The sequence below is a fragment of the Comamonas kerstersii genome, from assembly GCF_002056725.1.
GTDB lineage: Bacteria > Pseudomonadota > Gammaproteobacteria > Burkholderiales > Burkholderiaceae_C > Comamonas > Comamonas kerstersii.
Genome location: NZ_CP020121.1, coordinates 334,480 through 361,250, shown reverse-complemented (window position 1 = coordinate 361,250; position 26,771 = coordinate 334,480). Strand labels below are relative to the sequence as shown.

Genomic DNA, 26,771 nt, shown 5'->3' with positions numbered 1-26,771 from the left:
AAGGGATTGCGGGCAAATGTTTTCGCAAATCCTTATGAATCAAGCGCTGGCAGCTATTTTTTTAGCAAAAACCTGTAGAGCCAAGCGATTGCGGCTTCACATCCAGCCCGAGATACACCGTAAAAAAAGCCGTCCAAATTGGCTTTGGTTGACTCTTTGAACCTTGTGAATGTGTGCAATCACTCTTTGTTTTTGCATTGATATTTAAGGAAGTTGAAGGCTTTTTTTGTCGCTAGGGTAACTGCCTAAGTTGAAAAGCTTAGGCACAACTCCTAGTGCGTAGTCGGAAAGCGCGCCCATACGATGCACTGCAACATTTGACACGGTGCATGCCAGCCACAGGGCCAGAAGCCCCGGCCTGCAGCACTGCCAACACGGAGCAGCCTGGCCGCCATGAGCGACGTCATTCTTCAAACCACCCATCTCACCAAAGCGTTCAAAGGCTTTACCGCCGTGAGCGATGTGAATCTTTCGGTGCAGCGCGGCAGCATCCATGCGCTGATTGGCCCCAACGGTGCGGGCAAGACCACGTGCTTCAACCTGCTGACCAAGTTTCTGGAGCCGACTTCGGGCGAGATCCGCTTCAACGGCATCGACATCACCCGCGAAGCACCTGCACAGATTGCGCGTCGCGGTGTGATTCGCTCGTTCCAGATCTCGGCCGTGTTTCCGCACCTGACCTTGCTGGAGAACGTGCGCATTGGTCTGCAGCGCCAGCTCGGTACGGCTTTTCACTTCTGGAAGAGCGAAAAAACGCTGAGCCAGCTCAATGACCGCGCCATGCAGCTGCTGGACGAAGTAGGCCTGGCAGACATGGCGGATGAAGTCACCGTCAACCTGCCTTACGGCCGCAAGCGTGCGCTGGAGATTGCCACCACGCTGGCCATGGAGCCTGAGCTCATGCTGCTGGACGAACCCACGCAGGGCATGGGCCACGAAGACGTAGACCGCGTCACCCAGCTCATCAAGAAAGTCTCGGCGGGTCGCACCATCCTCATGGTGGAGCACAACATGAAGGTGATCTCCACGATCGCCGACCGCATCACCGTGCTGCAGCGCGGCGCCGTGCTGGCCGAGGGCAACTACAGCGAAGTCTCCCGCAACCCCCAGGTGATGGAAGCCTATATGGGCAGCACCGAAGGACAACTGCAAGGAGCGCACTGAACCATGGCCGCGACAGCACACAACAACACCACACCTGCCCTCGAAATCCGCAACCTCGAAGCCTGGTATGGCGAATCCCATGTTCTGCATGGCGTGGACATGGTGGTCTACCCCGGCGAAGTCGTCACCCTGCTGGGGCGCAATGGGGCAGGGCGCACGTCCACCATGCGCGCCGTCATGGGGTTGACCGGCGCGCGCAAGGGCTCGGTCAAGATTAATGGGCATGAAACCATTGGCCTGCCCACGCACAAGATTGCGCACTACGGCGTGGGTTACTGCCCTGAAGAGCGGGGCATTTTTGCCAGCCTCTCGTGCGAAGAAAACCTGCTGCTGCCCCCACAGCTCAAGACCGGCCATGAAGGCATGAGCGTGGAGGAAATCTACGACATGTTCCCCAACCTCGCCGAGCGCCGCCACAGCCAGGGCACGCGCCTGTCCGGTGGTGAGCAGCAGATGCTGGCCGTGGCGCGCATTCTGCGCACGGGGGCACGGCTGCTGCTGCTCGATGAAATTTCCGAAGGCCTGGCTCCCGTGATCGTGCAGGCACTGGCACGCATGATCACCACGCTGCGGGCCAAGGGCTACACCATCGTCATGGTGGAGCAGAACTTCCGCTTTGCCGCACCGCTGGCCGATCGCTTCTACGTCATGGAGCATGGCCGCATCGTCGAGACCTTTAATGCGCCGCAGCTGCAAGCCAAGATGCCCGTGCTCAATGAATTGCTGGGTGTCTGACCCCATCTGCATTGCACCAACACAGAAACATACCTATATCAACAAGGAGACAAACATGCACGCACTGCGTACCCCTTTGACTGCGCTCGCCCTCTCTCTGGCCATGGCTGGCATGGCCCACGCGCAAGCACCAGACAAGGTCAAGATCGGCTTTATCACCGACATGTCCAGCAACTATGCAGACGTAGACGGCAAGAACGGTGCAGTTGCCATTCAGATGGCGATTGACGACTTCGGCGGCAAGGTGCTGGGCAAGCCCATCGAGCTGCTGACGCTGGATCACCAGCACAAGCCCGACATTGCCGCCACCAAGGCGCGCGAGTGGATTGACACACAAGACCTGAGCATGCTGCTGGGCGGCACCAACTCTGGCGTGGCCCTGGCGCTGGCCAAGGTGGCGCAGGAGAAAAAGCGCGTCTACATCAACAATGGCGCAGGCACTTCGGCCCTGACCAATGAGCAGTGCTCGCCCTACACCATTCACTACGCCTATGACACGGTGGCGCTGGCCAAGGGCACAGGCGGCGCCGTGGTCGATAACGGCGGCAAGGAATGGTTCTTCCTGACAGCGGACTATGCCTTTGGCCATTCGCTGGAGAACGACACGGCTAACGTGGTCAAGGCCAAGGGCGGTAACGTCAAGGGCAGTGTGCGCCATCCGCTGAACGCTTCGGACTTCTCCAGCTTCCTGCTGCAGGCACAGAACTCCAAGGCCCAGATTCTGGGACTGGCCAACGCCGGTGGTGACACCATCAACACCATCAAGGCAGCCAAGGAGTTCGGCATCAACAAGAACATGAAGCTTGCTGGCCTGCTGGTGTTCCTGACCGATGTGCACTCGCTGGGCCTGCGCAATACCGAAGGCCTGCTGCTGACCACCAGCTGGGACTGGAACCTGAACGACGAAACCCGCGCCTTTGGCAAGAAGTTCCAGGACAAGACCAAGCGCATGCCTACTGACGTGCAGGCCGCCAACTACTCGGCCACCATGAACTATCTGAAGGCTGTAGAAAAGGCCGGCACGCTGGATGCGGACAAGGTGATGGAAGTGCTCAAGAGCGAGCCGCTCAAGGACTTCTATGCCGAAGGCATGATCCGCCCTGATGGCCGCTACGCACACGACATGTACCTGATGCAGGTGAAGTCGCCTGCCGAATCCAAAGGCCCATGGGACTACTACAAGGTCGTGACCAAGCTCACTCCTGATCAGGTCTGGACCACCAAGGAAGAAAGCAAGTGCGCTCTGTGGAAGTAAGCGCTGTGCGCACCACTGCAGATCACCGATTTGCCGCGTGGTGCCAGCTACTTTGATGTGAGCCCCCGCTGCACGCCGTACCTGGCGTGCAGCGTTCCCGCCCATGCACAGACTTGTACGGCAGCAGGCCACCAGCGTGCTGCCGCGCTGTGCGGAAGGTCCTTTGTTTACCCAACCGCGTCTTTCTCATGGAAATCTTCGGTGTCTCATTGCCGGGCCTGCTGAGCCAGCTGCTGCTGGGGCTGGTCAATGGCTCGTTTTATGCGATCTTGAGCCTTGGGCTGGCCGTGATCTTTGGTCTGCTGAACGTCATCAACTTTGCGCACGGCGCACTGTTCATGATGGGGGCCATGGTCACCTGGATGGCCATGAACTACTTCGGCATCAACTACTGGGTGATGCTGATTCTGGCTCCCATCATCGTGGGGCTGTTTGGCGTGCTGATCGAGCGCTTTCTGCTGCGCTGGATCTACAAGCTCGACCACCTGTACGGCCTGCTGCTGACGCTGGGCCTGTCGCTGCTGATCGAAGGCGTGTTCCGCTCGGTCTACGGTGTCTCGGGCCTGGGCTATGACACGCCCGAGCTGCTCGAAGGGGCCTCCGATCTTGGCTTCATGATGCTGCCCAACTACCGCGTCTGGGTGGTGGTGGCATCCGTGGTCGTCTGTATGGCCACCTGGTATGTGATTGAGAAAACCCGCCTTGGTGCCTACCTGCGCGCTGGTACGGAAAACCCGCGTCTGGTGGAAGCCTTTGGCATCAACGTGCCCCTCATGGTCACGCTGACCTATGCCTTTGGCGTGGGTCTGGCGGCCTTTGCCGGTGTGCTGGCTGCACCCGTCTACCAGGTCACGCCGCTGATGGGGCAGAACCTCATCATCGTGGTGTTCGCCGTGGTGGTGATCGGGGGCATGGGCTCCATCATGGGCTCCATCCTCACCGGGCTGGGCCTGGGTGTGGTGGAAGGCCTGACCAAGGTGTTCTACCCCGAAGCATCGTCCACCGTGGTGTTCGTCATCATGGTCATTGTTTTGCTGATTCGCCCCGCAGGCCTGTTTGGCAAAGAGAAATAAAGAGGGGCACACACCATGACTACCAAGAAACTTGCATTCCTTGGCTACGGCGTGCTGCTGCTGGCCCTGATTCTGGCTCCCTTCTTCGGCGCGTATCCCGTGTTTGTGATGAAGCTCATGTGCTTCGCGCTGTTTGCCTCGGCCTTTAACCTGCTGCTGGGCTACACGGGACTGCTGTCCTTCGGTCACGCGGCCTTTCTGGGTGGCGCAGCCTATATGGCAGGTCACACCATCAAGGTCTGGGGTGTGACGCCTGAGATTGGCATCATCCTCGGCACGCTGGGTGGTGCTGCCATTGGTCTGGTGGCTGGCTGGCTGGCCATTCGCCGTCAGGGCATCTACTTTTCCATGATCACGCTGGCGCTGGCGCAGATGCTGTTCTTCGTCTGCCTGCAGATGCCGTTTACCGGCGGTGAAGACGGCCTGCAGGGCGTGCCACGCGGCAAGCTGTTTGGCCTGATTGACCTGAGCAATGACCTGACCATGTACTACGTGGCACTGGTCATCGTGGTGCTGGGCTTCTTGCTCATTGTGCGCACCGTGCATTCGCCCTTCGGGCAGGTGCTCAAGGCCATCAAGGAAAACGAGCCCCGTGCTATTTCGCTGGGCTATGACGTGAACCGCTTCAAGCTGCTGGTGTTTGTACTCTCGGCTGGATTGACCGGTCTGGCTGGTGCGCTCAAGACCGTGGTGCTGGGCTTTGCCACGCTGTCGGATGTGCACTGGACCACCTCGGGCCATGTGATTCTGATGACGCTGATCGGCGGCCTGGGCACGCTGTCTGGCCCCATCGTGGGTTCGGCCATTGTGGTGGCGCTGGAAAACAAGATTGGCGACTTTGGCACCTGGCTGTCCAAGGCCACCGGGGTGGAATGGTTCAGCACTCTGGGCGAGTCCGTGACCATTGTCACTGGCTTGATCTTTGTGATCTGCGTGCTGGCCTTCCGCCGTGGCGTCATGGGCGAAATCATCGCCTGGCTGGCACGCCGCAGGGGCAGCGGCAAGCTGCTCTGAGTGGGCGCTGCACCAGCAAAAAACCGCCGGGGACTCCGGCGGTTTTTTTATGCTGCGCAGGCTTTAGCGCACGGTGTCGAACTGCTCGACAGGCACATCGTTAGGGTTGGCAATCATCTTCTTCAGCGTGTCACCCATGGGCAGGTTCAGATTCATGTGCTTGGGTGGAATCGGCTGGGTGTAGTACTTGTTGTAGAGCTTTTCCAGCTCGCCATTGGCCATCATCTGGCGGATCACATCGTCCACCGCCTGCTTGATGGCGGGGTCGTCCTTGCTGAACTGAATGGCAATGGGCTCAGCACCGATCACTTCACCCACGATCTTGAAACCCTCGGGGTGCTTGCTCTGTGCAATCACGCCAGCGAGCATGTTGTCGTCCAGCACAAAGGCATCCACACGGCCTGACTCCAGCAGCAGGAAGGCTTCGTACTGGTCCTTGGCCATGACGGTCTGGATCTTGATGTCATGCTCCGCAGCAAAGCGGCGCAGAATTTGCACAGCCGTGGTGCCGGTCAGTGCCACGGCCTTCTTGCCATCGAGCTGCTTGAAGCTGGTGATAGGCTGGTCCTTGGCCACAGCCATGCGCACTTCGCTCACATAGGTGGTCAGGCCAAAAGCGACCTGGTCCTGGCGCTTGAGGCTGTTGGTCATGCTGGCGCAGTTGAAGTCGGCCGTGCCGTTCTGGATCAGAGGCATGGTGTTCTGGGGTGTCAGCACCATGTATTTGAGTTGCGCCTTGGGCGCAATGGTCTGCACCACTTTTTCGCACAGTTCGGTGTGGTAGCCCACAAACTTTTCGTTGGCACCCAGCGCGTAGGACATGGGGGTGGCGCTCTCACGCACACCAATCACCACCGTGCCACCCTCCTGCCAGCGCTTGAGGGTGGGGGAATCCACCGCAGGCGCAGCTGCGCAGGCAATGTTCGAGAAAAAAGCTGCAGTCAATGCAGCAGAGGCCAGGGACAACTTCACAACAGACTTCATGGGGCACTTTGCAATTCAGGGTGCAGCAACCACGGTGGTGCTGCGATTGCAGGCATTGTCCCACTGGCTTAAGACAAGTTAGTGTTATGCAAATTATTGTCTAAGGCTTGGCCGCCAACGCCTTTGGCGATGGCTGAGTCAGCCGCACTGGCCAGTTGCAAGGCAGCCTGCAATTGCTGGTGCTCGCTGCTGTCCCACTGCACGGGCATCTGGTTCTTGGCCTGCAGATAGTGGTGGGTATAGACGGCCAGATACTGCTCCAGCACCTGTCCTGCACGCTGGTCCTGGGGCTGGGCACACAGCTCCAGGCACAGTGCGGCCACCTCGCTGGTGCAGAAGTGGTCGTCACGCTTGGAGCGGCGCAGCTGGTAGCGCGAGATCTGCTCGGGCTGCAGACCCAGTACCGGAAAGCTGTCCAGATACGGGCTCTTGCGGAACATCTTGCGCGCCTCGGCCCAGGTGGCATCCAGCAGGATGAACAACGGCCGCTTACCGCTGTGTGCCTGCCCGGCTGGCAGCGTGTGAATGGCGCGCTCGGGAGGCTCTACGTATTCGCTGGGAAAGACCACATAGGGCTGCCACTGCGGGTCCTGCAGCAGTGCGGTCAGGGCTGGGTCTACCTCGGTGCGGCTCCAGCCAAAGGCAAAAGTGTCCTGCACCACATCGGCAATCAGCCAGCCCGTGTTGCTGGGCTTGAGTGGCTCGGCATCGTGCATCAGCAGGCAGATGCCTGCCTGCGTTGGCAGGTGTGGGCGCAGCGCACACATGCAGTGCGTGGGGCGCAGGCGGCAGCCCTCGCAGCGTTCCCCTTTGGGGCCACCACGGGCCAGAAACGGGCGCGTGCTGCGCAGCAGACGCTGGGCGCGCAGACGCGCGACGGCATGGGGGAAGGCGGGGGGCGTAGAGGCAGCAGACATGATGTAAGGCGACGATTGTCGTTGCCACGCAGCGTCAATACCCGCCGCCGGGGCATTCCAGCTCGAACACCGGCACGCTGCACTGGCGGCTCAGCCACAGGCCGCCACCCAGTGCGCTGAAGTGCTGGCTCAGGCCCTGGCGGTACAGCGCCGCACGGTGGCGGAACAGGCGCGGGTCGGTCAGCTCTTCGTCAATGATGTCGCGCTCATAGTCCTCGCGCGTGACGGCTTCCAGATACAGCGCACCGCGCGAGAGCTGGCCCAGATTACGCAGGGCTTTTTTCAGGTCGGCAGGGCTTAGATAGGGCAGCACACCCTGGCAGATCACCAGATCAAACGGCGCACTGCTCTGGTAGTCCACCACCGAGCCTTGCGTCCAGCCAAAGCGCTCGCACAGATATTCGCTGAACTCCACGCCCTGGTAGCTGCAGCCGGGAAACTGCTGCTGCACCACATCCTTCCACAGACCGATGCCGCAGCCCACATCCAGCACCCTTGTTACGGGAACGCGCAGGTATTTCAGATAACTGCAGACAAATGTGCCCAGCCGCTCAATGTGTTCCTGGTCCACCACGCTGGTTTTCTTGTCGAAATAAAAGCGCTGGTAGTACGCCTCGTCAAACCATTGGTCGCTTGCTGATTGCACACACGCTCCTTGATGCTGGGCATGGTTCATGCCGGGGAAAAGGCCAAGTATCGGCCACAGTGCTTTTCGGCGTCAGCCAGTGCGTTATCTAAAACCATAGCTGCCAGCGCTTGCTGGATGGGCGTTAGAGCCTGTTTTGCTTATTAATTAATCATGATAAGGCGCAATAATCGACCACACGTGAGGCCTATTGCCGCTGTTTGCGCAATATTTTTGCGTGAAATGGGGCGCGACTGTTTCGCAGATCACAAGCACTAGGCTGCGCTTTTGCGAAGTTTTATTGAGTGTGTTTGTTTTCTGCGCATGAAACTGCAGTGCTATACGAATTGACAGCCCTGTGCAAACAAAAAAATTGCGTCTGCTTGGGTGTGTGTTTGGCTGTGAATGCTGCTGTGTGCTTCCTAGAATCTCCCACCATTGCTACCAGCGGCGCACCACAGAAGGGCAGGGAGGAGAGCGTGCACATCTCGGCCAGACGCTGACTGGAAAGCCCCTTTTGTCTGTTTTGTCGAGAAAGCCTTGATCCCCATGATCTCCCGCCGTCACTTTCTGGCTGCTTCGGCAGCCTCGCTTGCTGTATCTCCCATGGCTGCCTGGAGCAACCAGCCCATACGTCTGGTGGTGGGTTTTACCGCCGGCGGCTCCGCAGACTTTGTGGCACGCCAGCTGGCCCTGTATCTGGCTGAAGAACTGAACACCCCTGTGGTCGTGGACAACCGCCCCGGTGCAGGCGGCCGCATTGCCGTGGATGTGGTCAAAAACGCCAAACCCGATGGCAATACCCTGCTGGTGTCACCCGGCGCCATTCTGACCATCTACCCCCATGTCTATCGCCAGCTCAGCTACAACCCGCTGACTGATCTGATGCCCATTTCCTCGCTGTGCGCGCTGCAGTACAGCGCCAACATCGGCCCCATGGTGCCTGACAGCGTCACCAGCCTGGAGCAGCTGGTGCAGTGGTTCAAGGCCAATCCAGACAAAGCCTCGTTTGGCTCTGCCGGTGCAGGCACGGCCATGCACTTTCTGGGCGAAATGTTTGCCGCGCAAATGGGCCTCAACTATGTGCATGTGCCCTACAAGGGTGGTGCCATGGCGCTGCAGGACGTCATGGCCGGGCAGATTGCCTCCAGCTTCAACGTCATCAGCGAACCCATTGCACAGCTGAGCAGTGGCAAGGTGCGCATGCTGGGCGTGAGCAGCGCCGAGCGCCTGAGCCAGCTGCCCCAGGTTCCTACCTTTGCCGAGCAAGGCCTGCCTGCGTTGACTTCGCAGGAATGGATGGGCCTGCTGGCCCCCAAGGGCACCAGTCCTGAACTGGTGGCACGCCTGCACGCCGCAGCAGCCAAGAGCCTGTCTGGGGCCAAGGTGCAGGCCGCGTTGGCTGAGATGGCCTTCAGCATGACGCCCATGAGCCAGGCCGACTTTGCCCGCATGATGGAGCAGGACATTGCCAAGTGGGCACCTGTGGTGGAGCGCACCGGCTTCAAGGCTGATGCCTGAGCGTATGGAGGCTCTGCAGGCGTTTTATATAAGCACTTGCATATTTGATAGCAATCTTTTATAATCAGTCGGTTGTTTGCGCAAACAATGCTGATCTCACGCCAGTACGTCGAGCACTTCGACGAGAAAAATACAAGTGACAGCTGCAGAGACGTTCTGCCGTAACACGGTGATCGCGTAAGAGTCGCCGTCCAATTCAAAAAAAAGCCCACTGACAAGAACTGTCAGTGGGCTTTTTGCTTGGTGGCAGCTGCTTCAGGTCTTGAAGCGGCGCGCGTACATGTGCACCAGCGCGATCAGGAAGCTGATCACCACAACCAGCATCACCAGCATCACCAGCAGCACGGGCAGCGCCGTCAGCATACCCAGACTGTCGGATTCAGGCAGCGCCGTCACTGGCGTGGTGCAGACCACCTCGGCCGCCGCCATGCCGGTGTAGTGCATGGCGCAGACCGCGCCGCCCATCAGCGCCGCAGCCAGCCAGCGTGCGGCGTTGGAAGACGTGGCAAACGCCAGCCAAAGGCCTGCCGTGGCCGCCACAAAGGCAATCAGGCAGGACAGGGCCACCAGCGGCCAGTCCCACAGGAAAAAGCCATCAAACTCCATGCTGTACATGCCCAGGTAGTGCATGGCACTGACGCCCACACCCAGAATGGCACCGGCACACACCAGCCGTGGCAGGCTGTACGGGTTGGCCGCCACAATGCCCAGACCGCAGATGGAAGCCAGCACCGCCGCCACCAGCGACAGCAGCGTGGTATCGAGCGAGTAATGCACGGCCACCGGCAGCTGCAGCGCCAGCGTGCCAATAAAGTGCATGCACCACACCCCCAGCCCACCAAGAGCCAGCCCCGCTACACACAGCGTGCCGTAATACATCTGCGAGCTGGGCAGCATGGATGTGCGTGGGCGCTTGCCCGTGAGCTTGTCCAGACTGTGGTTGATATGCGCCTTGCGATAGGCCAGCAGCTTGTAGACGCAGGCCAGGGCGCTGTAGGCCCCATAAATGCACAGACAAAAGACAAGGCAACGTACAGGGGGTTATAGCTTGTCGTGATGACTTCATTCATGCATGTGTCTCCGTGTCATGGGGCGGGCTGATGACACCATCGTTGTTGTGAGTGTGGTTAAAGCTCAAAACATTTTGCAATAAAAGCCACGTTCTGCAATTCGTAAATACTTACAAAAATAACGAAGGGATAGATGGAAGCATTTATTTATCCCTGTTTTACTTAATCCGCTGAATCATTATCTATTTCAAATAAATAATCAAAAATCTGGTGCCTTTGTAGACGAAAAGCTTGTGATGCATCTGGTCGCCTGCAACTGCTGCCGTTTATCCATATTCTGTATAGGTGATTAATATTTTTTCATAGCTGCAAGCGCTTTCTGGATAAGGCCTGGATGCGGTTTTTATGGTTATTTTTGGAAGCCGTGTGAGGTTGTGACAAAGCGTCAGGGGGAAATTGGGGGGCATGGCTTCTTGCCGCTTGTTGGGTATCTGTGGTGAGTTTGATTTCCGAGGCCGGGTCTCGGCCCGGCAGGCGAGTCACTTTTTGTAGCGACAAAAAGTGACCTTCACGCTTGCGTGTGGCGGAACTCATATTGCGAAGCAATGTGAGTGGAGACCAAAAAACGCGTCTGCGACGCTGGCCGACGAAACTCACTTCGCTCCTGCGTCGCTCCGTTCAAACAGCCGCCGGAAATCAGAATTTTTATGTCGAGGCACGCCAGTCCTGCAGCTGGCGTGCGGGGTTGCACAAGCACTGCGCCCTGAACTCCCTCTCCCGCTGGCGGGAGAGGGTCGGGGTGAGGGGGTATTGAACTCCTTCCCCCGCTGGGGGAAGGCGGGGATGGGGGCCTTTGTTGTTGCCTGTTGGGGCGGTGTGCTTGTGGTGAGGAAGGAAGTCGGGTCTCGGCCCGACAGCCGACTTACTTTCTTTTGCTTCGCCAAAAGAAAGTAAGCCAAGAAAAGGCGACCCTGCTACCTGCGTCCCTGCGCTTTCGCTCCGGGCAGCCTGCGGTGCTCGCCTGTGGGGTGCGCCGCAGAACTCGCTACGCGCTTGGTAAGCGCTTCGCTCAGACAGCTGCGGCGAGTCAGATGGACGAAGCATGTGCGGCATGGGCCGCACATGCCACCCCACAGGCTGCGCGCCTCGGCGCAGGTAGAAGGGAGTTGGGGGTGCATCAGTCGCAGGATTTCTGAATGGAATATGCCTCCAGCACCCATGCAGCAAGCGCTGAAAGCTATGAATTTTTATGCAGCACGATCGATCAGGCAGAGCTTGTGCCCCGCAGGGTCGCGCACATAGGCGGAGTACATGCGCATGCCGCCGCGCTCGCGCCAGCCGGTGGGGTCTTCGATCTGGGTGCCGCCGTGGGCCAGGGCTGCTGCCACTGCGGCATCTATCTGCTCGGGGGAGAGCGCCGTCAGCCCCAGCGTAAAGCCGTTGTAGTGGGTGGAAGGCTGCCCGTCGCGCGGATGCGCCACCATCAGCCGCATGCCGTGGTGTGTCAGGTCCCGGATGATTACCAAATTTTGCCAACCGTGCTAACGGTTTACGGGAAAAATTTGACATTTCGGGGTTTTTTGTTGCAGTACACCATGCGCGGCGGGTAAGCGCTTGCTTCCAGCCACGCCGTGACGCGGCCTGAAGGTGTGCTGTGGCGGTGTGGCAGGCAGGAATTACTGCAGGCCATCGTTCGCCAGTTGGCGTTGCAGCTTGGGGGTGATGCCCAGTGCGCACTGCTTGGGCGAGATGCCGGTGTGGGTGCGGAACAACCGGCTGAAGTGGCTGAGGTTGGCAAAGCCGCAGCTGATGGCGGTTTCGGTGACGCTGGTGCCGCGTTGCAGCATGGTGATGGCAACGTCGAGCCGGATGCGGGTCAGGCAGGCATAGACCGAGCAGCCATACATGGCATGGAAGCCCGACTGGAGGCGTTTTTCGTTCAGGCCCACGGCGCGGGCCAGGGTTTGCACGGTCCAGTCCTGGTCATAGCTCTTCTCCAGAAGCGCGCGAGCGTCGATCAGGTGGGGTCTGTCAGCAGGCACCGGCAGTACAACCTGTTGCGCTGCAAGGTTTTCACGCAGGAAGCAGGCGATGGCCTCGAACGCCTTGGCACGCAGGTACAGGTCGCGTGAGATGCAGGGACCGGGATAAGTGCAGCCAAAGCCCAGCAGGTCGCACGCGATACGCTGCAGGCCGCTGGAGGCCGGCATGACACCGAGGAAGGCGTCGATGTGCGATTGATCGCCAGCCACGGTGCAGATGCGGCTGCGCAAGTCGTCCATCTGCAGGCCGGTCAGGCCAGCCATGGCGGTTTGCGGCATGTGGATGCTGACCATGCGGAAGGCACCTTCAGACTGGCCGTCGAGCACGTCCCAGCCTTTGGCGTATGAGCCTGTCGCCATCATGATGGCTGATCCCGCCTTGGCATCGAGCGCGGCACCATCATCGAAGGCGGCCTGCATGCGGCCTTCGAGCAAGATGTTCACACTGAAGGCCGATGGCCCTTCTGCCTGAAATGCCCATTTGCTGCCTGGGCGGCCATTGATGCAGCTGATGCACAACCCTTCGCACGGTTGATACATGTGCACCGCGTGCCGCCAATCTTCGGGTACGTGGTCCAGCCCTTCTTCTGGCAGTTTGCCTGGATCAAGGGCTGGTTGGCCGGACACTATCTCTGCGTTCCCCGCCATAAAAATTTCCTGAAAACATCAAATTTTTTCCGTAAACCGTTAGCGCTATTTTTCAGCTGTCGTAATGATACTCAATATCACTATTACCTATCTTATCGCTAAATATACAAGATAGACATTGGCAATTGTGATTTACCCGCATCTAGCCCATGACAAAAGCCTTAATCAGGCCACGGACTTTTTCAGTATGTCGATTTCTTCCCTAGTTCCGTCGCGCCTGAGTGCGCGGCAGGTTTTACCTGCTATTGCAGGCATCTATATCAGCCAGACGATTATTACGGCCTTAACTACCCAGGCACTGCCTTCGCTGTTGCGCGATGCCGGAGCTTCGTTGCAAGTGGCGGGGTTAACTGCTCTGCTATGGATACCTTGGGGGCTGCGTTTTCTGTGGGCGCCAGCGGTGGAACGCTGGCGTTTGCCTGCCGGCCAACTGACGCGGCATTCACGGACACTGGTCTTGACAGGCCAATGGTTGATTGCGGCGGTATTGCTGCTGTTGGGGTTGGCGGCGCTGGGTGGGGTTCTCTCGCTGTCTGGGCATGCCGGATGGATTCTGGGCGGCTTGTTGCTGGCGGCCTTGGTGGCCGCAACCACGGACGTGGCCAGCGACGGCTTTACGGTTGAGCAGCTTGCCAGCCAGCAGCGCGGCTGGGGCAATGTTGCCCAGGTGGGTGGCAGCTATGTCGGGGCGATGCTGGGGGCTGGGGGATTCCTGTTGGTGGCCGGATCTGCAGGATGGCCATGGGCACTCATGGCCGCCAGCCTGGCGGTATTGCTGCTGAGCATACCGATGCTGCTCTTGCGTGAGCCGCCCCGTGATAGAGCCTTGGCTGTCGGTCACCGTCCTGGGCTGATGCATGCGCTGCGCCGGCCGGAGATACGCATCGGTCTGGTGTTGATGCTGCTCTCCAGCGTAGGGGTGCGCTTGACGCTGGGGATGTTCGGCCCATTCCTGCTCGATAAGGGCTTGAGCCTGGAGCAATTGGGCTGGTTGTTTGGCTCCCTGCATATTGGTGCTGGGCTGACCGGGGCTTTTCTGGGCGGCATTCTGGTACGCACCGCGCCAGGCTGGCGAGCGGTGTGGATTGCGGTGGGCTTGAAAGCACTGGTTCTAGCTGCTTTGACTCTCGCGGCCCCCACGGCTTCCCTGACGGTGTTGATGGTGCTGGTGGGACTGATGTTCGCGGTGCTGGGCTTTGTCTGGGTCGCGCTTTACTCAGCGTTGATGGGGCTGACTTCGCCCTTGCAGTCGGGTGTGGATTTCACCCTGTTCCAGAGTGCTGATGCCTTGCTGGCGGTGGCAGGCGGTGTGGCCGGAGGCTGGCTGTCCCAACATCTTGGATACGAAGTGTGCTTCGGACTGGCGGCGGCTTCAGCCGTGGTCGCGGTACTGGTAGTCAGGCGCAAGGCTCCTTCCCTGGATGACAAAGCGAGGGGGCTTACGGCATATGAGTGAGGGTAATTTCCGAGCGGTTCCGGGTGTCTGGTCCATCATGCGGCCTGTGCAGGGCCAGATCCGTCTGGCCATGACCTTGGCGGGACTTGCAGCCGCCTGTGCCCTGGGGGCCTTGTGCGCGCTGGCGTGGGGCGTGCATGCCTTGTTGACTGCCCCCGGCCAGTGGCCTTGGACAGCCTTGTCGCTGGCGGTCGTGCTGACGGTGCTGGCGTACGTTCTGCGGCTGACGGCATTCAACCGCTCGCATTTCGCCGCGTTTGAGCTGGAAACCCGCTTGCGTACCGATCTTTCCGAGCATCTGGCGCGGGTGCCGTTGGGCTATGTGCAGCAAACCGGCTCCGGTGCCTTGACCAAGGTGATGATGGATGATGTCAAGGCGCTGCATGTGTTTGTGGCCGACAGCACGCCTTTGTATGCGCGGGCTTATGTCTCGCCGCTACTGACCTTCGCGCTGCTGTGGTGGCTGGATTGGCGGCTGGCCCTGGCGGCTACAGCGGTGCTGGCGGTCGGCATGGCGGTGGTGTCGCTGGCCATGCGCGGCAGCGGCGAGATGATGCAGCGTTACCACGCCGCCAGCGAGAACGTGAGCAAGGCTGTGGTGGAGTATGTGCAGGCCATGCCAGTGGTGCGTACCTTCGACACTGGCACGACCACGTTCCAGCGTTACCAGCAGGCACTCAATGCCTTCGTCGAGGTGGTGTTGCAGTGGTACCGGATGGCCGGTGTGTCGTCGCGCCTGTCGATGGCCATCCTCAATCCGCTGCCCACCCTGGCGGTGCTGGTGTGGCTGGGCGGCTGGCTGATCAGCCGTGACGCGCTGGCGGTTTCGACCTGGTTGGCAGTGCTGCTGGTGGGCACGGGCATGGCCGAATCGCTGCTGCCGCTGATGTCGCTCAAGCACCTGGTCGCCAAGACGCAGATGAGCATCCACCGCATCCACGAAGTCATGGCCGAGCCGGAGCTGCCGGTGGTGGACATTGCCCAGGCCAAGGTGCCTCGGGATGCCAGTGTGCGTTTCGAGCACGTGGATTTTCGCTATACGGCTGATGGCGAGCGGGTTCTGCACGGTGTGAGCTTCGAGGCACCTCAAGGCAGTGTCACGGCATTGGTCGGCCCTTCGGGTGCGGGAAAGACGACGGTGGCGCGGCTGATTCCGCGCTTCTGGGACGTGAGTTCTGGCTGTATTCGGGTGGGGGGCGTGGATGTGCGCGAGATGCTGCCCGAGGTCTTGATGCAGCAGGTGGCTTTCGTGTTTCAGGACACGTTTCTGTTTGCCGACTCCATCGCCAACAACATCCGCCTGGGTCTGGGGGCCGCGACCATGGATGAAGTCATTACCGCCGCCAAGGCGGCCCAGGCCCATGAGTTCATCATGGCCTTGCCGCAAGGCTATGACACTCCCGCAGGCGAGCGGGGTGTATTTCTCTCTGGCGGGCAACGCCAGCGCATCACCATCGCCCGCGCTATTTTGCAGAACCGGCCCATTCTGGTGCTGGACGAGGCCACGGCCTTTGCCGACCCAGAAAACGAGGCGGCACTGGTGGCGGCACTGTCGAACCTGATGCACGGCAAGACGGTGCTGATGGTGGCGCACCGGCTATCGACCATCCGGGATGCCGACCAGATTCTGGTATTCGACCAGGGGCGGCTGGCCGAACAAGGCAGGCACGATGCGCTGGTGGCACAGGGCGGCGTGTATGAGCGGCTATGGCACAACTATGAAACAGCGCAGAACTGGTCGCTGGCAGGAGTCATGGCATGAGTACACAGCAACCTACGCCGAAGACCGCGCCCAGGATCACGCCACTGCGCGAGACCTGGCAGCAACTGATGAGCAGTGCCCGCAGCCGCGCCCCCCAATTGCGGGCCAGCCTGATCGGGCTGGGCCTGGCTGCTGCCCTGCAAGGCCTGGCACTGGCATGCCTGATGCCCTTGTTCCAGGCACTGATTCCGCAGGCGGATTGGACTGCCGCTTGGCCCTGGCTGCTCGCGATGACGGCATTGATGCTGGCAAGCACGGCAGTGCGTTGGTGGGCCCAGGGCTTCGATTACCGGGGCGACATGGTGCACAACACCCATGAACTGCGCACCGAGCTGGGCGAGCAATTGCGGCGGATTCCGCTGGAGGTCTTGCAGGACAAACGCACTGGCGCGGTGAATGCCACGTTGCTGGGCAATGTGGACGAGACGCTGAGCTATATCCTGACCGTTGCCAATATGATGACCACCGCCCTGGTCACGCCGGTGGTGGTGGCTCTGGCAGCCCTGTGGTTCGACTGGCGCATGGGGCTGATTCTACTGCTGGTGTTTCCGCTGCTGATTCCACTGTACCGCTGGCGGCGTCCGGCCTTCGGGCGCGGCATGCGCATGCTGGCCGATGCCAACGAGCGCACCAGCAGCGATATTCTGGAGTACACCCAGGGTCTGCCGGTACTGCGGTCGGCGTGTTGTGTCGGTGAGCATGCCGTGAGCCTGCAAGCCAGTTTCAAGCACCTGGAAATGATCCAGACCATCGGCCAGAAGAAAGGCGCCAAGCCGAACCTGATCCTGGCAACCGTCATGGAGTTGGCCATCCTGCTGGTGGTGTTCGCCGGCACCCTGCTGGTCGTGCAAGGTTCGCTGGATGTCGCCATTCTGGCGGCCTTGATGGTGATTGTGGTTCGTTTTGCCGAGCCGCTGGCGACCTTTGTGCTGTACGCCAAGGTGATCGACCTGATCGAGGCCGCGCTGGGCAAGATCAATGCCCTGCTGGCCGTCGCGCCCTTGCCCCAGCAATCGCCCGAGCAGATGCCAAAGACTTTTGAGGTGGCCTTCGAGGGAGTGCGTTTTGGTTATGCCAGTGCCGAGCAGCCCACGCTGCGCGATCTAGATGCCCACTTGCCCGCCCGCAGCCTGACGGCCTTGGTTGGCCCTTCAGGCAGTGGCAAGACCACGGTGACGCGTTTGCTGATGCGCCATGCCGACCCGCAGGCTGGGGCCATCACCATCGGTGGCGTGGATATCCGCGCCATCGCGCCGGAGCAGCTCAATGCGCTGATTTCCGTGGTGTTCCAGGACGTGTACCTGTTCGATGACACCATCCTGGCCAACATCCGCATGGCCCGGCCCGACGCCAGCGATGCAGAGGTCGAGGCCGCTGCCCGTGCGGCCCATTGCCATGAGTTCGTCACGCGCTTGCCCGAGGGCTACACCACACGCGTGGGCGACATCGGTGGGCGGCTCTCGGGCGGCGAGCGTCAGCGCATCAGCATTGCGCGGGCCATGCTCAAGAACGCCCCCATCGTCATCCTCGACGAGCCTACCGCCGCGCTGGATACCGAGAGCGAAGTGGCGGTGCAGACCGCCATTGATGCGCTGGTGCGTGAGCGCACGGTGATCGTGATTGCCCACCGTCTATCAACCATTGCCGCTGCCGACCAGATTCTGGTGATCGACGATGGACAAGTGGTCGAGGCCGGCAGGCATGCCGATCTGCTGTCCTGTAAGGGCCGTTACGCCCGCATGTGGCAGGCCCAGCAGAGTGCCAAGAACTGGCATGCCAGCCGCGATACGCGGTCAAATTTTGACTTAGCAGGAGATTGAACCATGCCCCCCTTCAAATTGCATCTTCTCAGCCTGGCGCTGATTTCGCTCCATTCCCTGGCAGGAATGGCTACTGCACAAGCGCAAGACGTGGCGACAGACGCCGGGGATGTTCAGTCGCTTGCTCCTGTGGTGGTGTCGGCCAGCAAACGCGGCGAAACCCTGGATCAGCTCAACGGTGCCGCCAGTGTGGCCGACCGCCTGGCCCTGGACGATGCCCAGGTGAGTTCGACTCTGGAGCTGGACCGGGTCTTTCCCGAGTTGTACATGTCGCACAGCGCGACATTCCTATTCCCCATCATCACGCTGCGCGGGGTGACATCTGCCCAGGACTTCTACAACCCGGCCTTGACGGTTTATGTGGATGGCGTGCCGCAACTGCCGACCTTTGCCGCCCAGTCGTTGCTGGGGGTTGAGCAGGTGGAACTGCTCAAGGGGCCACAGGGCACGTTGTATGGCAAAAGCGCCCAGGGCGGCGTGCTCAATATTGTTTCTCACAAGCCGGACAACACACCGCAGTTCGCCGCCCGCGCCGGAGTGTCGAGTCGCGATGGCTATCAGGTGCAGACAGAGGGTTCCGGGCCACTGGTCGAGGATCTGCTGTACGGCTCGGTGTCGCTACTGGGCAATGATGTCAATGGGGATATTCGCAGTGACGTGATCGGCAGTGACAAGCTGGGTGGCGTGCGTTCGCGGGCTGGCAACGTGAAACTGCGCCTGGCACCGACCGGCAGCCCATGGGAGTTGGGCCTGAGTGGCGGGCGCGATTGTGCGACGGGTGATCAGGAGGTCTATACCCTGTTCGACGACTACAAATCACGTAGAGCCTATGTGTCGCCCCATCTGCCAGAGGCCTACCGGGATTACCGCCAGAAGCGCTGCGCCAACAGTTTCGCCGCCAACGGACAGTACGACTTCGACCAATGGCGTGTGAATGTGATCGCCAGCAGCCAGCGTGTGCATACCTCGCGCCACTGGCCGATCGACATTTATTTCCCGCAGTTCTCCGAGCACTGGAAGCAAAACACCCAGGAAGTACGCCTGTCGACACGGGCGAATGAGACGGGTGGTGCCTCTCCTCGCGCCTGGGATGCCGTGTTCGGCCTGTACCGCCAGGAAGTGGATATGTCGCGGGGTTATCAGTTCGACATGGTGGTGCCCAGCCTGTATCGGGTCGTGGATTCTGCATCGACCAACCGCACCGAGTCCCTGGCGGCTTATGGGGATGTGACCTGGCACCTCACCTCCAAGGCGGATATCACGACCGGCCTGCGTTTCACTCGGGATGAAGCCCGAACCCGTTTCGACGGCGAGCAGATGGGCAATGGCTTCCAGGGCCAGGCGTCGTCGAGCCAGAACACCTGGCTGGGGCACGTTGCCGCTGGCTATCAGTTTGCACCGCAGTGGCGTGGCTACATCAACGTGGCGCAGGGTTACAAGCCGCTGGGCTACAACCTGGCCCCTTCCAGTGTGGATGATGCCAAGGGCTATGGCCGCGAGCGCTCAATCAGCTACGAGGCCGGTGTGCGCTATTCCGCCGATACGCTGCGCGCCAGCATGGCCGTCTACCGCGTGGACAGCAAGGACGTGCAGCTTTATGGCGATGGTGACGTGGGCAACCAGACCTTGCGCAACGTCGGTGACACCCGCTCAGTTGGCGTGGAGTTCAATACCGAGTGGGATATCACCCGACAGTGGACGCTCAGTGCCGGCGGCTTTGTGAATGACGCCACGTTCCGCCGCTTCGAGGATTCCAGCGCCTGCACCGGCTGCAAGCACAACGACGTGCCAATGGCACCTCGTTATGGCCTGACCTTGGCCGCCAAGGGCAATGTACGCGTGGGTGACACGGTATTGCGACCACAGCTCTCAGTGCGCCGTACCGGAGCACATTACTTCGACAGCGCCAATACCCTGCGCCAGAACGCCTATACCGTGGTGGATGCCGGGCTGGCCTGGAGTCCGACCAGCAATCTGGAATTGATGCTCTACGCCCAGAATCTGACCGACAAGGCCTACCGGACCTATGGCTTCTCCTACGGGGCAACCGGCAATTTCGCTCAGGTGGCACCAGGCCGGACCGTGGGGCTGACGGCAACCTATATGTACTGATGCAGGCATGAGTGCAAGCCTTTGCTTCATTTGGACTGCACTCATGCCCTAGATCACGATCGACAACACCCTTGATGAACACATCGGATATGGAGGCTAAGGAACCTCTGCATAACTCGATTTCAAGCGTGATAGTGCTTGAACGAGTGTGATGTTCCCTTGCCCCTGGCACCCAAGATGCCCGCGTTTCGCGGGCATCTTGCTTTTTATGCACCCACACCAGGCTTGGATTGGCTGTTTTTCAGCAAACGGCCACGGGCCATCCACAAGTTCGCCAAGGCAAACAGGGTATGCAATTGCTGCGTGTTCTTTCTCAAGCCTCGGTAGCGAACTTTGACGTGGCCAAACTGACGCTTGATGACTCTGAATGGGTGTTCGACCTTGGCCCGGATCCTGGACTTCACCTGCTCAAGCTGCTCTTGCAGGGCTGATATCGGGTGCTGATGATCTAGCGCCTTGTGCTGGCTGCGCTTCATGGCGATATGCCATTGGAATTTGCGCTCAGGTTCTGGCGTTGGCATGTCGGGACGTTGGTCCGCGCCTTGGTAGCCAGCATCTCCATAGCCATCAACCTCTTTTCCATGCAGCAGGCTGTTGGCTTCAACGACATCATTGACGTTGGCTGATGTGCCCCGCACGGTATGCATCAAGCCAGAGTCCGCACCCACGCCAATATGGGCCTTCATGCCGAAGTACCACTGGCTGCCCTTCTTGGTCTGGTGCATCTCAGGATCACGAGATTTGGTGAAGCAGCAGCTTTTTACGCGCCAGCAAGTCCGTGACGGTCTTCAGGATTTGCTCGGCCAGCTTGTGTGTTTCCAATAGATGACGAAACCGCAGGATAGTGCTCTCATCAGGCGTGGCACTGCCCCATGACAGGCCAACGAATTCCCGAAACAAGGGCATGTCATGCAGCGCTTCTTCCATAGCTGGATCACTGAGGTTGAACCACTGCTGCATAAAGTGAATGCGCAGCAGCATCTCCACAGGAAATGGAGGCCGCCCTTTGCGACCTTCAGGTGCATATGGCGCAATCAAGTCCACCAACTCTTGCCATGGAACGACTTGCTGCATCTGCTCCAGGAATTCGCGTTTACGTGTTTTTTTTGGTGGAAAGGTTCAGGCCAAGATCAAATTGCTGCATAGGCCGGGATGCTGCCGCACCCGGCACGCATGTGCAAGCACATGCGTTGGGGACTTATGCAGAGGTTCCTTAGCTGGACCTTGCTGGCCAAGGCCTGCAGCGCCGCACTGGCCTGCACACCCTCAGGGTCAGCCATAAGAATATGAAACAACTCGCGCAGCAGTTCGCCGGTACGGCGACGGGTAACTTCAGCCATGGTTTTTCTCAAGAATCGTTGATGACTTACTCAGGGGTTACGAGCCCATAAAAAACCGAGATCTGCCGCTTGACATGCTCGCGCAGCGAGTTGGTGTCATTGACACGCAGTTGCTTAATGGCCGTCAGGTTAAAACCCACATCGGCCTTTGCATCACCAATTCCGCCGTTGTGCAATAGCAAGAAGTTTTCATGCTTAAGACCTTTACCCTGGTTCAAGCCCATCAAGTAGCCGATCTCGTGATAGACGTTCTTGTTACCGCAGGTCAGGTCGGCGATTAAGTAACCGGACCCCTCGATCAGCCGAAGGATTTCGTCGTTTATCTCGTATGAGTAGCCTGTATCAAACTGATCGATGCGAATTGGTCGTAGCTGAATATCGAGCTTGTGTTCACTGTTCAGATCGTTCACGGCTGCCTGGATGGCAGTGAAGTTGGCCTGTGTGTTGGCCGAGAACTGCATCGATACGAAAATCTGGCGACTCCGTGCCTGAGCCACCTTTTCAAAAATCCGAATCAAGTCCGGGGCGTTGATACGCTGCAATTCGTACTGATGGTTGCGCAACACCCAGTTTTCAAACTGCCCAAAGCGTTGAAGCCCTCCCGCCTGCATGACATCGCTCAGAGCAAAGTATAGAAAGGCGGAGAATAAACCTGATGCAGCACAACGCTGCAAACGGGTGTCGCCCTCGTACCTTGGTGCATAGCTTGTGTTGATCCGCTGGATGGCTCGCAACAGCACCGATTCAGCAGGGAGGCTGGGATCAAGATTTAAACGTTGACGCTCAGCCTGCCAATCGCGCAGCGCTTCAATCAACAGTGAGCAACGGGCATCAGATAAATCCCCTGCTTCGGGCAACTGTCCAAAGACCCGGCACAGATGGGGAAGATAGTCAAAATCCAAACGCTTGCGCAGCGCTCGACATAGCACGAACTCTGCGCCGAAATCACGGGCGAGCACATCGTCGGGAAAGCCAACCTCATCATCGATGATGCCTTTGTAGACCTCTTCCGATGTCAGCGGCAACGCCTTGCTGTTGATGTTGTAGAACAGCGCCTTCTCGCTTTGTTTGGCGCTGGTTTGGGGCAGCAGCAGGATGCAGAACGACACTGGTTTGGCATCCAGCAGGGCTTTGTCTGCCAGCGCTTCAAATGCACTGATGCGGTGATTGCCATCAATGCGCTTGAGCGATTTGCCCGATTCGGCAGGCACAGTCAGATTCACCCGCGTCAGTTCAGCCGCTGTCTTGGTTTTTGTTGGGCGTAGGCTGATGCCGTTGACATTGGATTTGAAGGGCTGGCCCTGCATTAAAAGCTGCATTGGATCAGCGCTCGGCGCGTCTTTCTTCTCGTAATCCACCTGCAGCTCCAGCGCCAGCACCACCTCGGGGAAAAACAGATACTCGCCACGCTGGTAGTAGGCCTGAATATCTTGCTGGTGCTTGGGCTTGAGATCGCGCTGGTAATCGTCGGCAAAAGAACATGCAGCCAAATCGCTAAGTTTGGCGAAGCCGCGCAACACCCGAAAGCCACCCAAAGTTTCGGTCATGACACCGTGGAGGGTCAGGCTCATACGGTTACCTCCCCAAGCAGCATCGCTTCGATGCGGCGCTTAGCAGCGCTAAGTTCAGACGCTGCCTTGGTTCTAAGATTTTCAGCTTCGGTCATGCGACGGTTCGCTTCGCTCACAATTTTTTCCTGAATAACGGGATCAGCAACAGGAATCAGCAGGTCTTCGATATCTTCCGTTTGGAGGCGGGGAAGTGTGTTTCCAGACATCAAATGTTTGGTTTGCTTTACTACCACCTGTGACCGCAAATACAGTGCGAGAAATTCGCTGCTAACTGAGCGCCCTTCAAGAACATGGAATTCGGTCGAACACAGTCCGTCAAATGGGGCGCAAAATACCTTATTCAGATAAGGACGCAATTTCGGAAACAACACTTGCCCTTTTCGGAATGCAAAAGCACTACTAACGGTCTCTTTCTCACTTGAAGGTATGTAGCGCCCAGTATTGGATTCAATATTCTCCAAGCCAATGTAAGTTGCGCCTTCCGGTATCTCTGTTCGCAAATCTCGAACGAAGAGGCAAACCGATTTTAAAGATAGCGAATTCAATCGTCGTAGCGCATCCACACAAGCTTCTCTTTCAGGGTGCAAAGCCTGGGGATCAAACCGCCACCCCACTAACTCCTTGCGCTGCGCCGTGAAGATGCGATTGTCAATGGTGTTTTCAGGCTCGGGCGGCAGGGTGATGCCGAGTTCTGACAGAAGATATTCGTCGATGCCCCCAAGAAGTTCGCTGGCTTTGGCTTCTGCCTGTTTGTACTGTTCATACGCGCCACTAAGCTCGTTGTGCACCTGCTTGTCGAGAATGACTGGAATCGAGCGCAACGCGGGATAGTCCAGCGCGGGGCGTGTGCCGCCCGTTGAACGACGTTTGGCCAAGGTTTCCGCGATGTCGGTGTTGAGCCAGGCAGCCAATGCCTCACTTGTGGCGCGGCTTTCGGTTCGAATGCGGGCAATGTGCTGATTGATATTGCCTTCGAATCCAATGGGCGGAACTGAGGCGACGGCCATGCGCCCGACGCCGGTGATTTTCACTAACAGGTCATCCTGAAGAACCTTGCTTCGGTTCAGCAACCCTTCGTGCGTTTCTCGGTTGACGTACTTCACCTCGTCCAGTGACAGGTGGCCGTCCACGTTGAGGTTCTGCACCCGAACAAATGGAATACCTGATTCCTGATCGGAGTAGTACTTTTCCTCTCCCTCTTTTTTGGGAGTAGAGCCGCCCGACATGACCATCACATAGTCGCGTAGCCTTGCGGTACTCCGAGCCGTAACACGAGCCTCCAGCCGCACAAACTTGGGAAGGTAGTAATAGGGGTCGTGCCTAGTCTGCATGTTCCCCCGGTGAACGATGAAGACCTTGTCTTCATCAAGCCCGGGGGTCAAACAAAAGGGCGTGTGTCTCCCGTTTCGAGCTGTTCAAGAAATCGCGCCAGCTCCTGCGTCACAGTGTCCAGCTCGTTTAGCGCCGTGGGGCGGCCTGTAGCGTCGTAACCGATATCTTCAGCAATCGCCATAAAGATGGGGTAGTCCTCGACCTGCTCTTTTACCTTGGCGAGGAAGTCGTCTTCCAGCGCTTCGCGCAGGTTGGCGATGCGTTCGTTGTAATCGTCGGTGGTGGCTTGCTGCCAGGCGGCGTAGGCCTCAGTCTCCATGTGCGCCTTGATGGCCGCTTTGGCTTCGGCTTTCAGATCCTTCTTGATGGCAGCAGTGAGCGTTCCTTGGGCTTCCAGTGCCTCTAGTCTGGCGACAAGGCCGTTTTCGATGTCCTGAATGGTTTGATCGCCCATCTTGAGTTTGATCTTCTTTTCCAGAATCAAGCTCTCTAGCGCCTGGCCCTGCGATTTCTTGCCAAACAAGTCGTCTTGCACTTGGGTCTTGATGGCTTGGATGGCCGCAGTGGTTTGCGCGTTGTACTTTTTGAGGAAGAGCACTGAGCTTTTTACGCCCGCGCCGTTGGCGGCAAAAGCAAACTGCGGCAATGACACCACGGCGACGATGCGCCAGTGTTCCTCTATCCAATCGCGCACGTATTGCATGCTGCTATTGGTAAGGATGCTGTCTGGGATCACCATGGCCAGATAGCCACCAGGTTTGAGGAAGCGGTGGCATTGCTCGATGAACAACACTTCAGTGGTTTGCTGCTCACGCACGGTTTCACGCAGCAGGTTGATGTTGTTGAGCTTGGCGTCGATCCAGTCCACACCCTTCTTGCCCAGCGAGTAGTTTTCCAGATAGCGCTTTTCAGCAAATTTAACCTTGGAGCCGAAGGGGGGGTTGGTGATGATGAAGTCGAAGGCATCTGCCTTGAAGCCTTTGTTCTTGGTCCTTTCGCGCATGGTGTCGATGGCCTCCAGGCCATCGAAGGCAATCACATTGGTATGACCATCGTCGTGAATGATCATGTTCATCTTTGCCGTGCGGGCAATGCCTTCGGAGATTTCAATGCCGAACAGATTATGTTCAGCAAAGTCGTGCCAGAAGTCGAAGTGTTCTTTGTAGCCTTCGGGCGTGGTAGGGTCGAAATAGCCCTCTCTGGCCTTTTGATCGGCTTGTTTGCGCACCTTGTCGAGCGCATGCAGCAGGAAGCCACCGCTACCGCAACTGGTGTCCAGCACCATGCTTTCATTGGTGATGGGTAGGGCATCGACAATGAACTGAACGATCTTGCGCGGGGTGAAGTACTGGCCGAACTCGCCTCGAAAGAAGCCCGTCATGAAGGTTTCAAAGGCTCGGCCCTTGCTGTCAAGATCGGTCTTGTTCAGGTTTGTGGCAGCCAGGTAGCCCACCACAGTTTGCAGCTCGGCATTCGACAGCCGAATGTCTTCCTTGAAAACCTCAGCATCCTTCTTACGTCCTTCTAGGTACAAGTTATGGATGCGTACCTTGAGGTCATCCCCTTTGTCATCGCTGAAAACCTGGAAGTCGTACGGTTCACCGTTTTTCCGCTTGGCCCGCTCATCCCAGATCTTGCAGAAGATCAGTTTATCCAGTTCGTCGAAAGCCTCTGCCGGGTTCCGCTTTCCTCCAGCCCACAGCGCATCGTGCGCCTGCTTGAAGATGCGCGTCAGTTCATTCTCTTCAACCGTTTTCAGCTCGAACCCACCTTGCCCGCCCTTGACGTACTTGGCTCGGGAGAGATGTCCCCCTGCGCGAGGTAAATCGGCTAAGCGATTGGCAACTCTCTCTTTAGGTGCCTTGCGGTCACGTAGGAAGTAGTCATTGCGAATGCCGGATGTCATCCAGACGAAGTCGGCATCAATGGAGTTTGCATAGCCAAAGCCTTGCTCCACCGCTTGATCCAGCTCGCCTTGACTGGCCTCTTCTCGCTTGCACTCGACAAGGATCACAGGCTTCTTCAGCGTCTGATCAGCATAGACAACGAGGTCAGCATATATGTTGGGTACGCGATGCTCTACAGCCACTTCGATGTCGATTTGACGTGCTGCGTATCCGTACTCCAGCACGAGCGAGGCGAAGGACTGCGCCCTGACCTTTTCCTCCGGATCACTCCAACGCAGCCGTTTGTTCTGATGAACGTAGGTAACGTTCTTCTGTTCGTCGTCGAAAGCCAATAGACCTTTTTCAACGGCCTTGGCAATCAATTCTTTGTTACTCACTGTGTCCTCATTTCTCTTCGAGTTCTGGATTGACTCATCGCTTGCCCAACAATCGAGGTCAATCAATCTTGGATTGGTCTGGCTTCAGCTCTGGCGGCGCGGAGAA

Annotated in this window: 21 protein-coding genes and 1 pseudogene; 10 read left to right on the top strand and 12 right to left on the bottom strand. The window is 58.6% G+C overall.

The window, feature by feature from the left end:
• Nucleotides 1-393 precede the first annotated feature (393 nt).
• The 5 genes from B5M06_RS01645 (at nucleotide 394) to B5M06_RS01625 (ending at nucleotide 5,241) form a co-directional block, all read left to right on the top strand.
• Entirely contained in the window at nucleotides 394-1,164 is a 771-nt protein-coding gene (locus tag B5M06_RS01645; protein ID WP_054066760.1) for an ABC transporter ATP-binding protein, read from the top strand.
• 3 nt (nucleotides 1,165-1,167) lie between these two features.
• Nucleotides 1,168-1,899: an ABC transporter ATP-binding protein gene (locus B5M06_RS01640; protein WP_054066759.1), complete on the top strand. Its 732-nt coding sequence runs from the start codon at nucleotides 1,168-1,170 to the stop codon at nucleotides 1,897-1,899.
• Between the two features lie 55 nt (nucleotides 1,900-1,954).
• Complete coding sequence (locus B5M06_RS01635; RefSeq protein ID WP_077345226.1) at nucleotides 1,955-3,154, top strand: ABC transporter substrate-binding protein; 1,200 nt, start codon at nucleotides 1,955-1,957, stop codon at nucleotides 3,152-3,154.
• A 188-nt stretch (nucleotides 3,155-3,342) separates the two neighbouring features.
• Nucleotides 3,343-4,227, top strand: coding sequence for a branched-chain amino acid ABC transporter permease (locus B5M06_RS01630; protein WP_054066758.1), 885 nt, complete (start codon nucleotides 3,343-3,345; stop codon nucleotides 4,225-4,227).
• A gap of 15 nt (nucleotides 4,228-4,242) precedes the next feature.
• Nucleotides 4,243-5,241 (top strand): branched-chain amino acid ABC transporter permease, encoded by a 999-nt coding sequence (locus B5M06_RS01625; protein WP_054066757.1) that lies wholly within the window; start codon nucleotides 4,243-4,245, stop codon nucleotides 5,239-5,241.
• Between the two features lie 63 nt (nucleotides 5,242-5,304).
• On the opposite strand, the gene B5M06_RS01620 is transcribed toward B5M06_RS01625, so the two are convergent.
• From B5M06_RS01620 to B5M06_RS01610, 3 genes are all read right to left on the bottom strand, one after another.
• Nucleotides 5,305-6,225 carry a transporter substrate-binding domain-containing protein gene (locus B5M06_RS01620; RefSeq protein ID WP_080025139.1) on the bottom strand — a complete coding sequence of 307 codons (921 nt, stop codon included), beginning with the start codon at nucleotides 6,223-6,225 and terminating at the stop codon, nucleotides 5,305-5,307.
• A 68-nt stretch (nucleotides 6,226-6,293) separates the two neighbouring features.
• A complete protein-coding gene (locus B5M06_RS01615; protein WP_080025138.1) occupies nucleotides 6,294-7,142 on the bottom strand; it encodes a tRNA-uridine aminocarboxypropyltransferase in 849 nt (282 codons plus the stop codon).
• 34 nt (nucleotides 7,143-7,176) lie between these two features.
• Entirely contained in the window at nucleotides 7,177-7,788 is a 612-nt protein-coding gene (locus tag B5M06_RS01610; protein ID WP_054066811.1) for a class I SAM-dependent methyltransferase, read from the bottom strand.
• Nucleotides 7,789-8,316: 528 nt separating this feature from the next.
• On the opposite strand from B5M06_RS01610, the gene B5M06_RS01605 reads away from it, so the two are divergent.
• Nucleotides 8,317-9,288 (top strand): Bug family tripartite tricarboxylate transporter substrate binding protein, encoded by a 972-nt coding sequence (locus B5M06_RS01605; protein WP_054066756.1) that lies wholly within the window; start codon nucleotides 8,317-8,319, stop codon nucleotides 9,286-9,288.
• 255 nt (nucleotides 9,289-9,543) lie between these two features.
• Here B5M06_RS01605 and B5M06_RS01600 read toward each other — a convergent pair whose 3' ends face one another.
• The 4 genes from B5M06_RS01600 to B5M06_RS01590 form a co-directional block, all read right to left on the bottom strand.
• Nucleotides 9,544-10,185, bottom strand: coding sequence for an MHYT domain-containing protein (locus tag B5M06_RS01600; protein ID WP_054066755.1), 642 nt, complete (start codon nucleotides 10,183-10,185; stop codon nucleotides 9,544-9,546).
• Between the two features lie 473 nt (nucleotides 10,186-10,658).
• Nucleotides 10,659-10,892: a hypothetical protein gene (locus tag B5M06_RS16935; RefSeq protein ID WP_162781721.1), complete on the bottom strand. Its 234-nt coding sequence runs from the start codon at nucleotides 10,890-10,892 to the stop codon at nucleotides 10,659-10,661.
• Between the two features lie 653 nt (nucleotides 10,893-11,545).
• Complete coding sequence (locus B5M06_RS01595) at nucleotides 11,546-11,824, bottom strand: VOC family protein (RefSeq protein WP_054066754.1); 279 nt, start codon at nucleotides 11,822-11,824, stop codon at nucleotides 11,546-11,548.
• Nucleotides 11,825-11,974: 150 nt separating this feature from the next.
• Nucleotides 11,975-12,880, bottom strand: coding sequence for a helix-turn-helix domain-containing protein (locus tag B5M06_RS01590; RefSeq protein ID WP_162777432.1), 906 nt, complete (start codon nucleotides 12,878-12,880; stop codon nucleotides 11,975-11,977).
• Nucleotides 12,881-13,115: 235 nt separating this feature from the next.
• On the opposite strand from B5M06_RS01590, the gene B5M06_RS01585 reads away from it, so the two are divergent.
• From B5M06_RS01585 to B5M06_RS01570, 4 genes are all read left to right on the top strand, one after another.
• Nucleotides 13,116-14,444 carry an MFS transporter gene (locus B5M06_RS01585; RefSeq protein ID WP_240184025.1) on the top strand — a complete coding sequence of 443 codons (1,329 nt, stop codon included), beginning with the start codon at nucleotides 13,116-13,118 and terminating at the stop codon, nucleotides 14,442-14,444.
• A gap of 37 nt (nucleotides 14,445-14,481) precedes the next feature.
• Nucleotides 14,482-16,206, top strand: coding sequence for an ABC transporter ATP-binding protein (locus tag B5M06_RS01580; RefSeq protein WP_054066751.1), 1,725 nt, complete (start codon nucleotides 14,482-14,484; stop codon nucleotides 16,204-16,206).
• The gene (locus B5M06_RS01575) at nucleotides 16,203-18,026 is read left to right on the top strand and encodes an ABC transporter ATP-binding protein (RefSeq protein ID WP_054066750.1); all 1,824 of its coding nucleotides are present in this window, start codon (nucleotides 16,203-16,205) and stop codon (nucleotides 18,024-18,026) included. The genes B5M06_RS01580 and B5M06_RS01575 overlap by 4 nt, the downstream gene beginning before the upstream one ends.
• A gap of 66 nt (nucleotides 18,027-18,092) precedes the next feature.
• Nucleotides 18,093-20,138: a TonB-dependent receptor gene (locus B5M06_RS01570; RefSeq protein ID WP_114070935.1), complete on the top strand. Its 2,046-nt coding sequence runs from the start codon at nucleotides 18,093-18,095 to the stop codon at nucleotides 20,136-20,138.
• Between the two features lie 209 nt (nucleotides 20,139-20,347).
• Here the strand turns inward: B5M06_RS01570 and B5M06_RS01565 are convergent.
• The 5 genes and pseudogenes from B5M06_RS01565 to B5M06_RS01545 form a co-directional block, all read right to left on the bottom strand.
• Nucleotides 20,348-21,282, bottom strand: a pseudogene (locus B5M06_RS01565) (transposase); the annotation flags it as partial.
• Nucleotides 21,269-21,478, bottom strand: a complete 210-nt coding sequence (locus B5M06_RS17225) for a hypothetical protein (RefSeq protein ID WP_054064977.1) — start codon at nucleotides 21,476-21,478, stop codon at nucleotides 21,269-21,271. The gene B5M06_RS17225 and the pseudogene B5M06_RS01565, both read right to left, overlap by 14 nt.
• A 26-nt stretch (nucleotides 21,479-21,504) precedes the next feature.
• On the bottom strand, nucleotides 21,505-23,049 hold the full coding sequence (locus B5M06_RS01555; RefSeq protein WP_054064978.1) for a ParB N-terminal domain-containing protein: 1,545 nt from the start codon (nucleotides 23,047-23,049) through the stop codon (nucleotides 21,505-21,507).
• On the bottom strand, nucleotides 23,046-24,431 hold the full coding sequence (locus B5M06_RS01550) for a restriction endonuclease subunit S (RefSeq protein ID WP_054064979.1): 1,386 nt from the start codon (nucleotides 24,429-24,431) through the stop codon (nucleotides 23,046-23,048). The genes B5M06_RS01555 and B5M06_RS01550 overlap by 4 nt, the downstream gene beginning before the upstream one ends.
• On the bottom strand, nucleotides 24,428-26,665 hold the full coding sequence (locus B5M06_RS01545; RefSeq protein ID WP_054064980.1) for a type I restriction-modification system subunit M: 2,238 nt from the start codon (nucleotides 26,663-26,665) through the stop codon (nucleotides 24,428-24,430). Before B5M06_RS01545 ends, B5M06_RS01550 begins: the two co-directional genes overlap by 4 nt.
• Nucleotides 26,666-26,771: the final 106 nt, after the last annotated feature.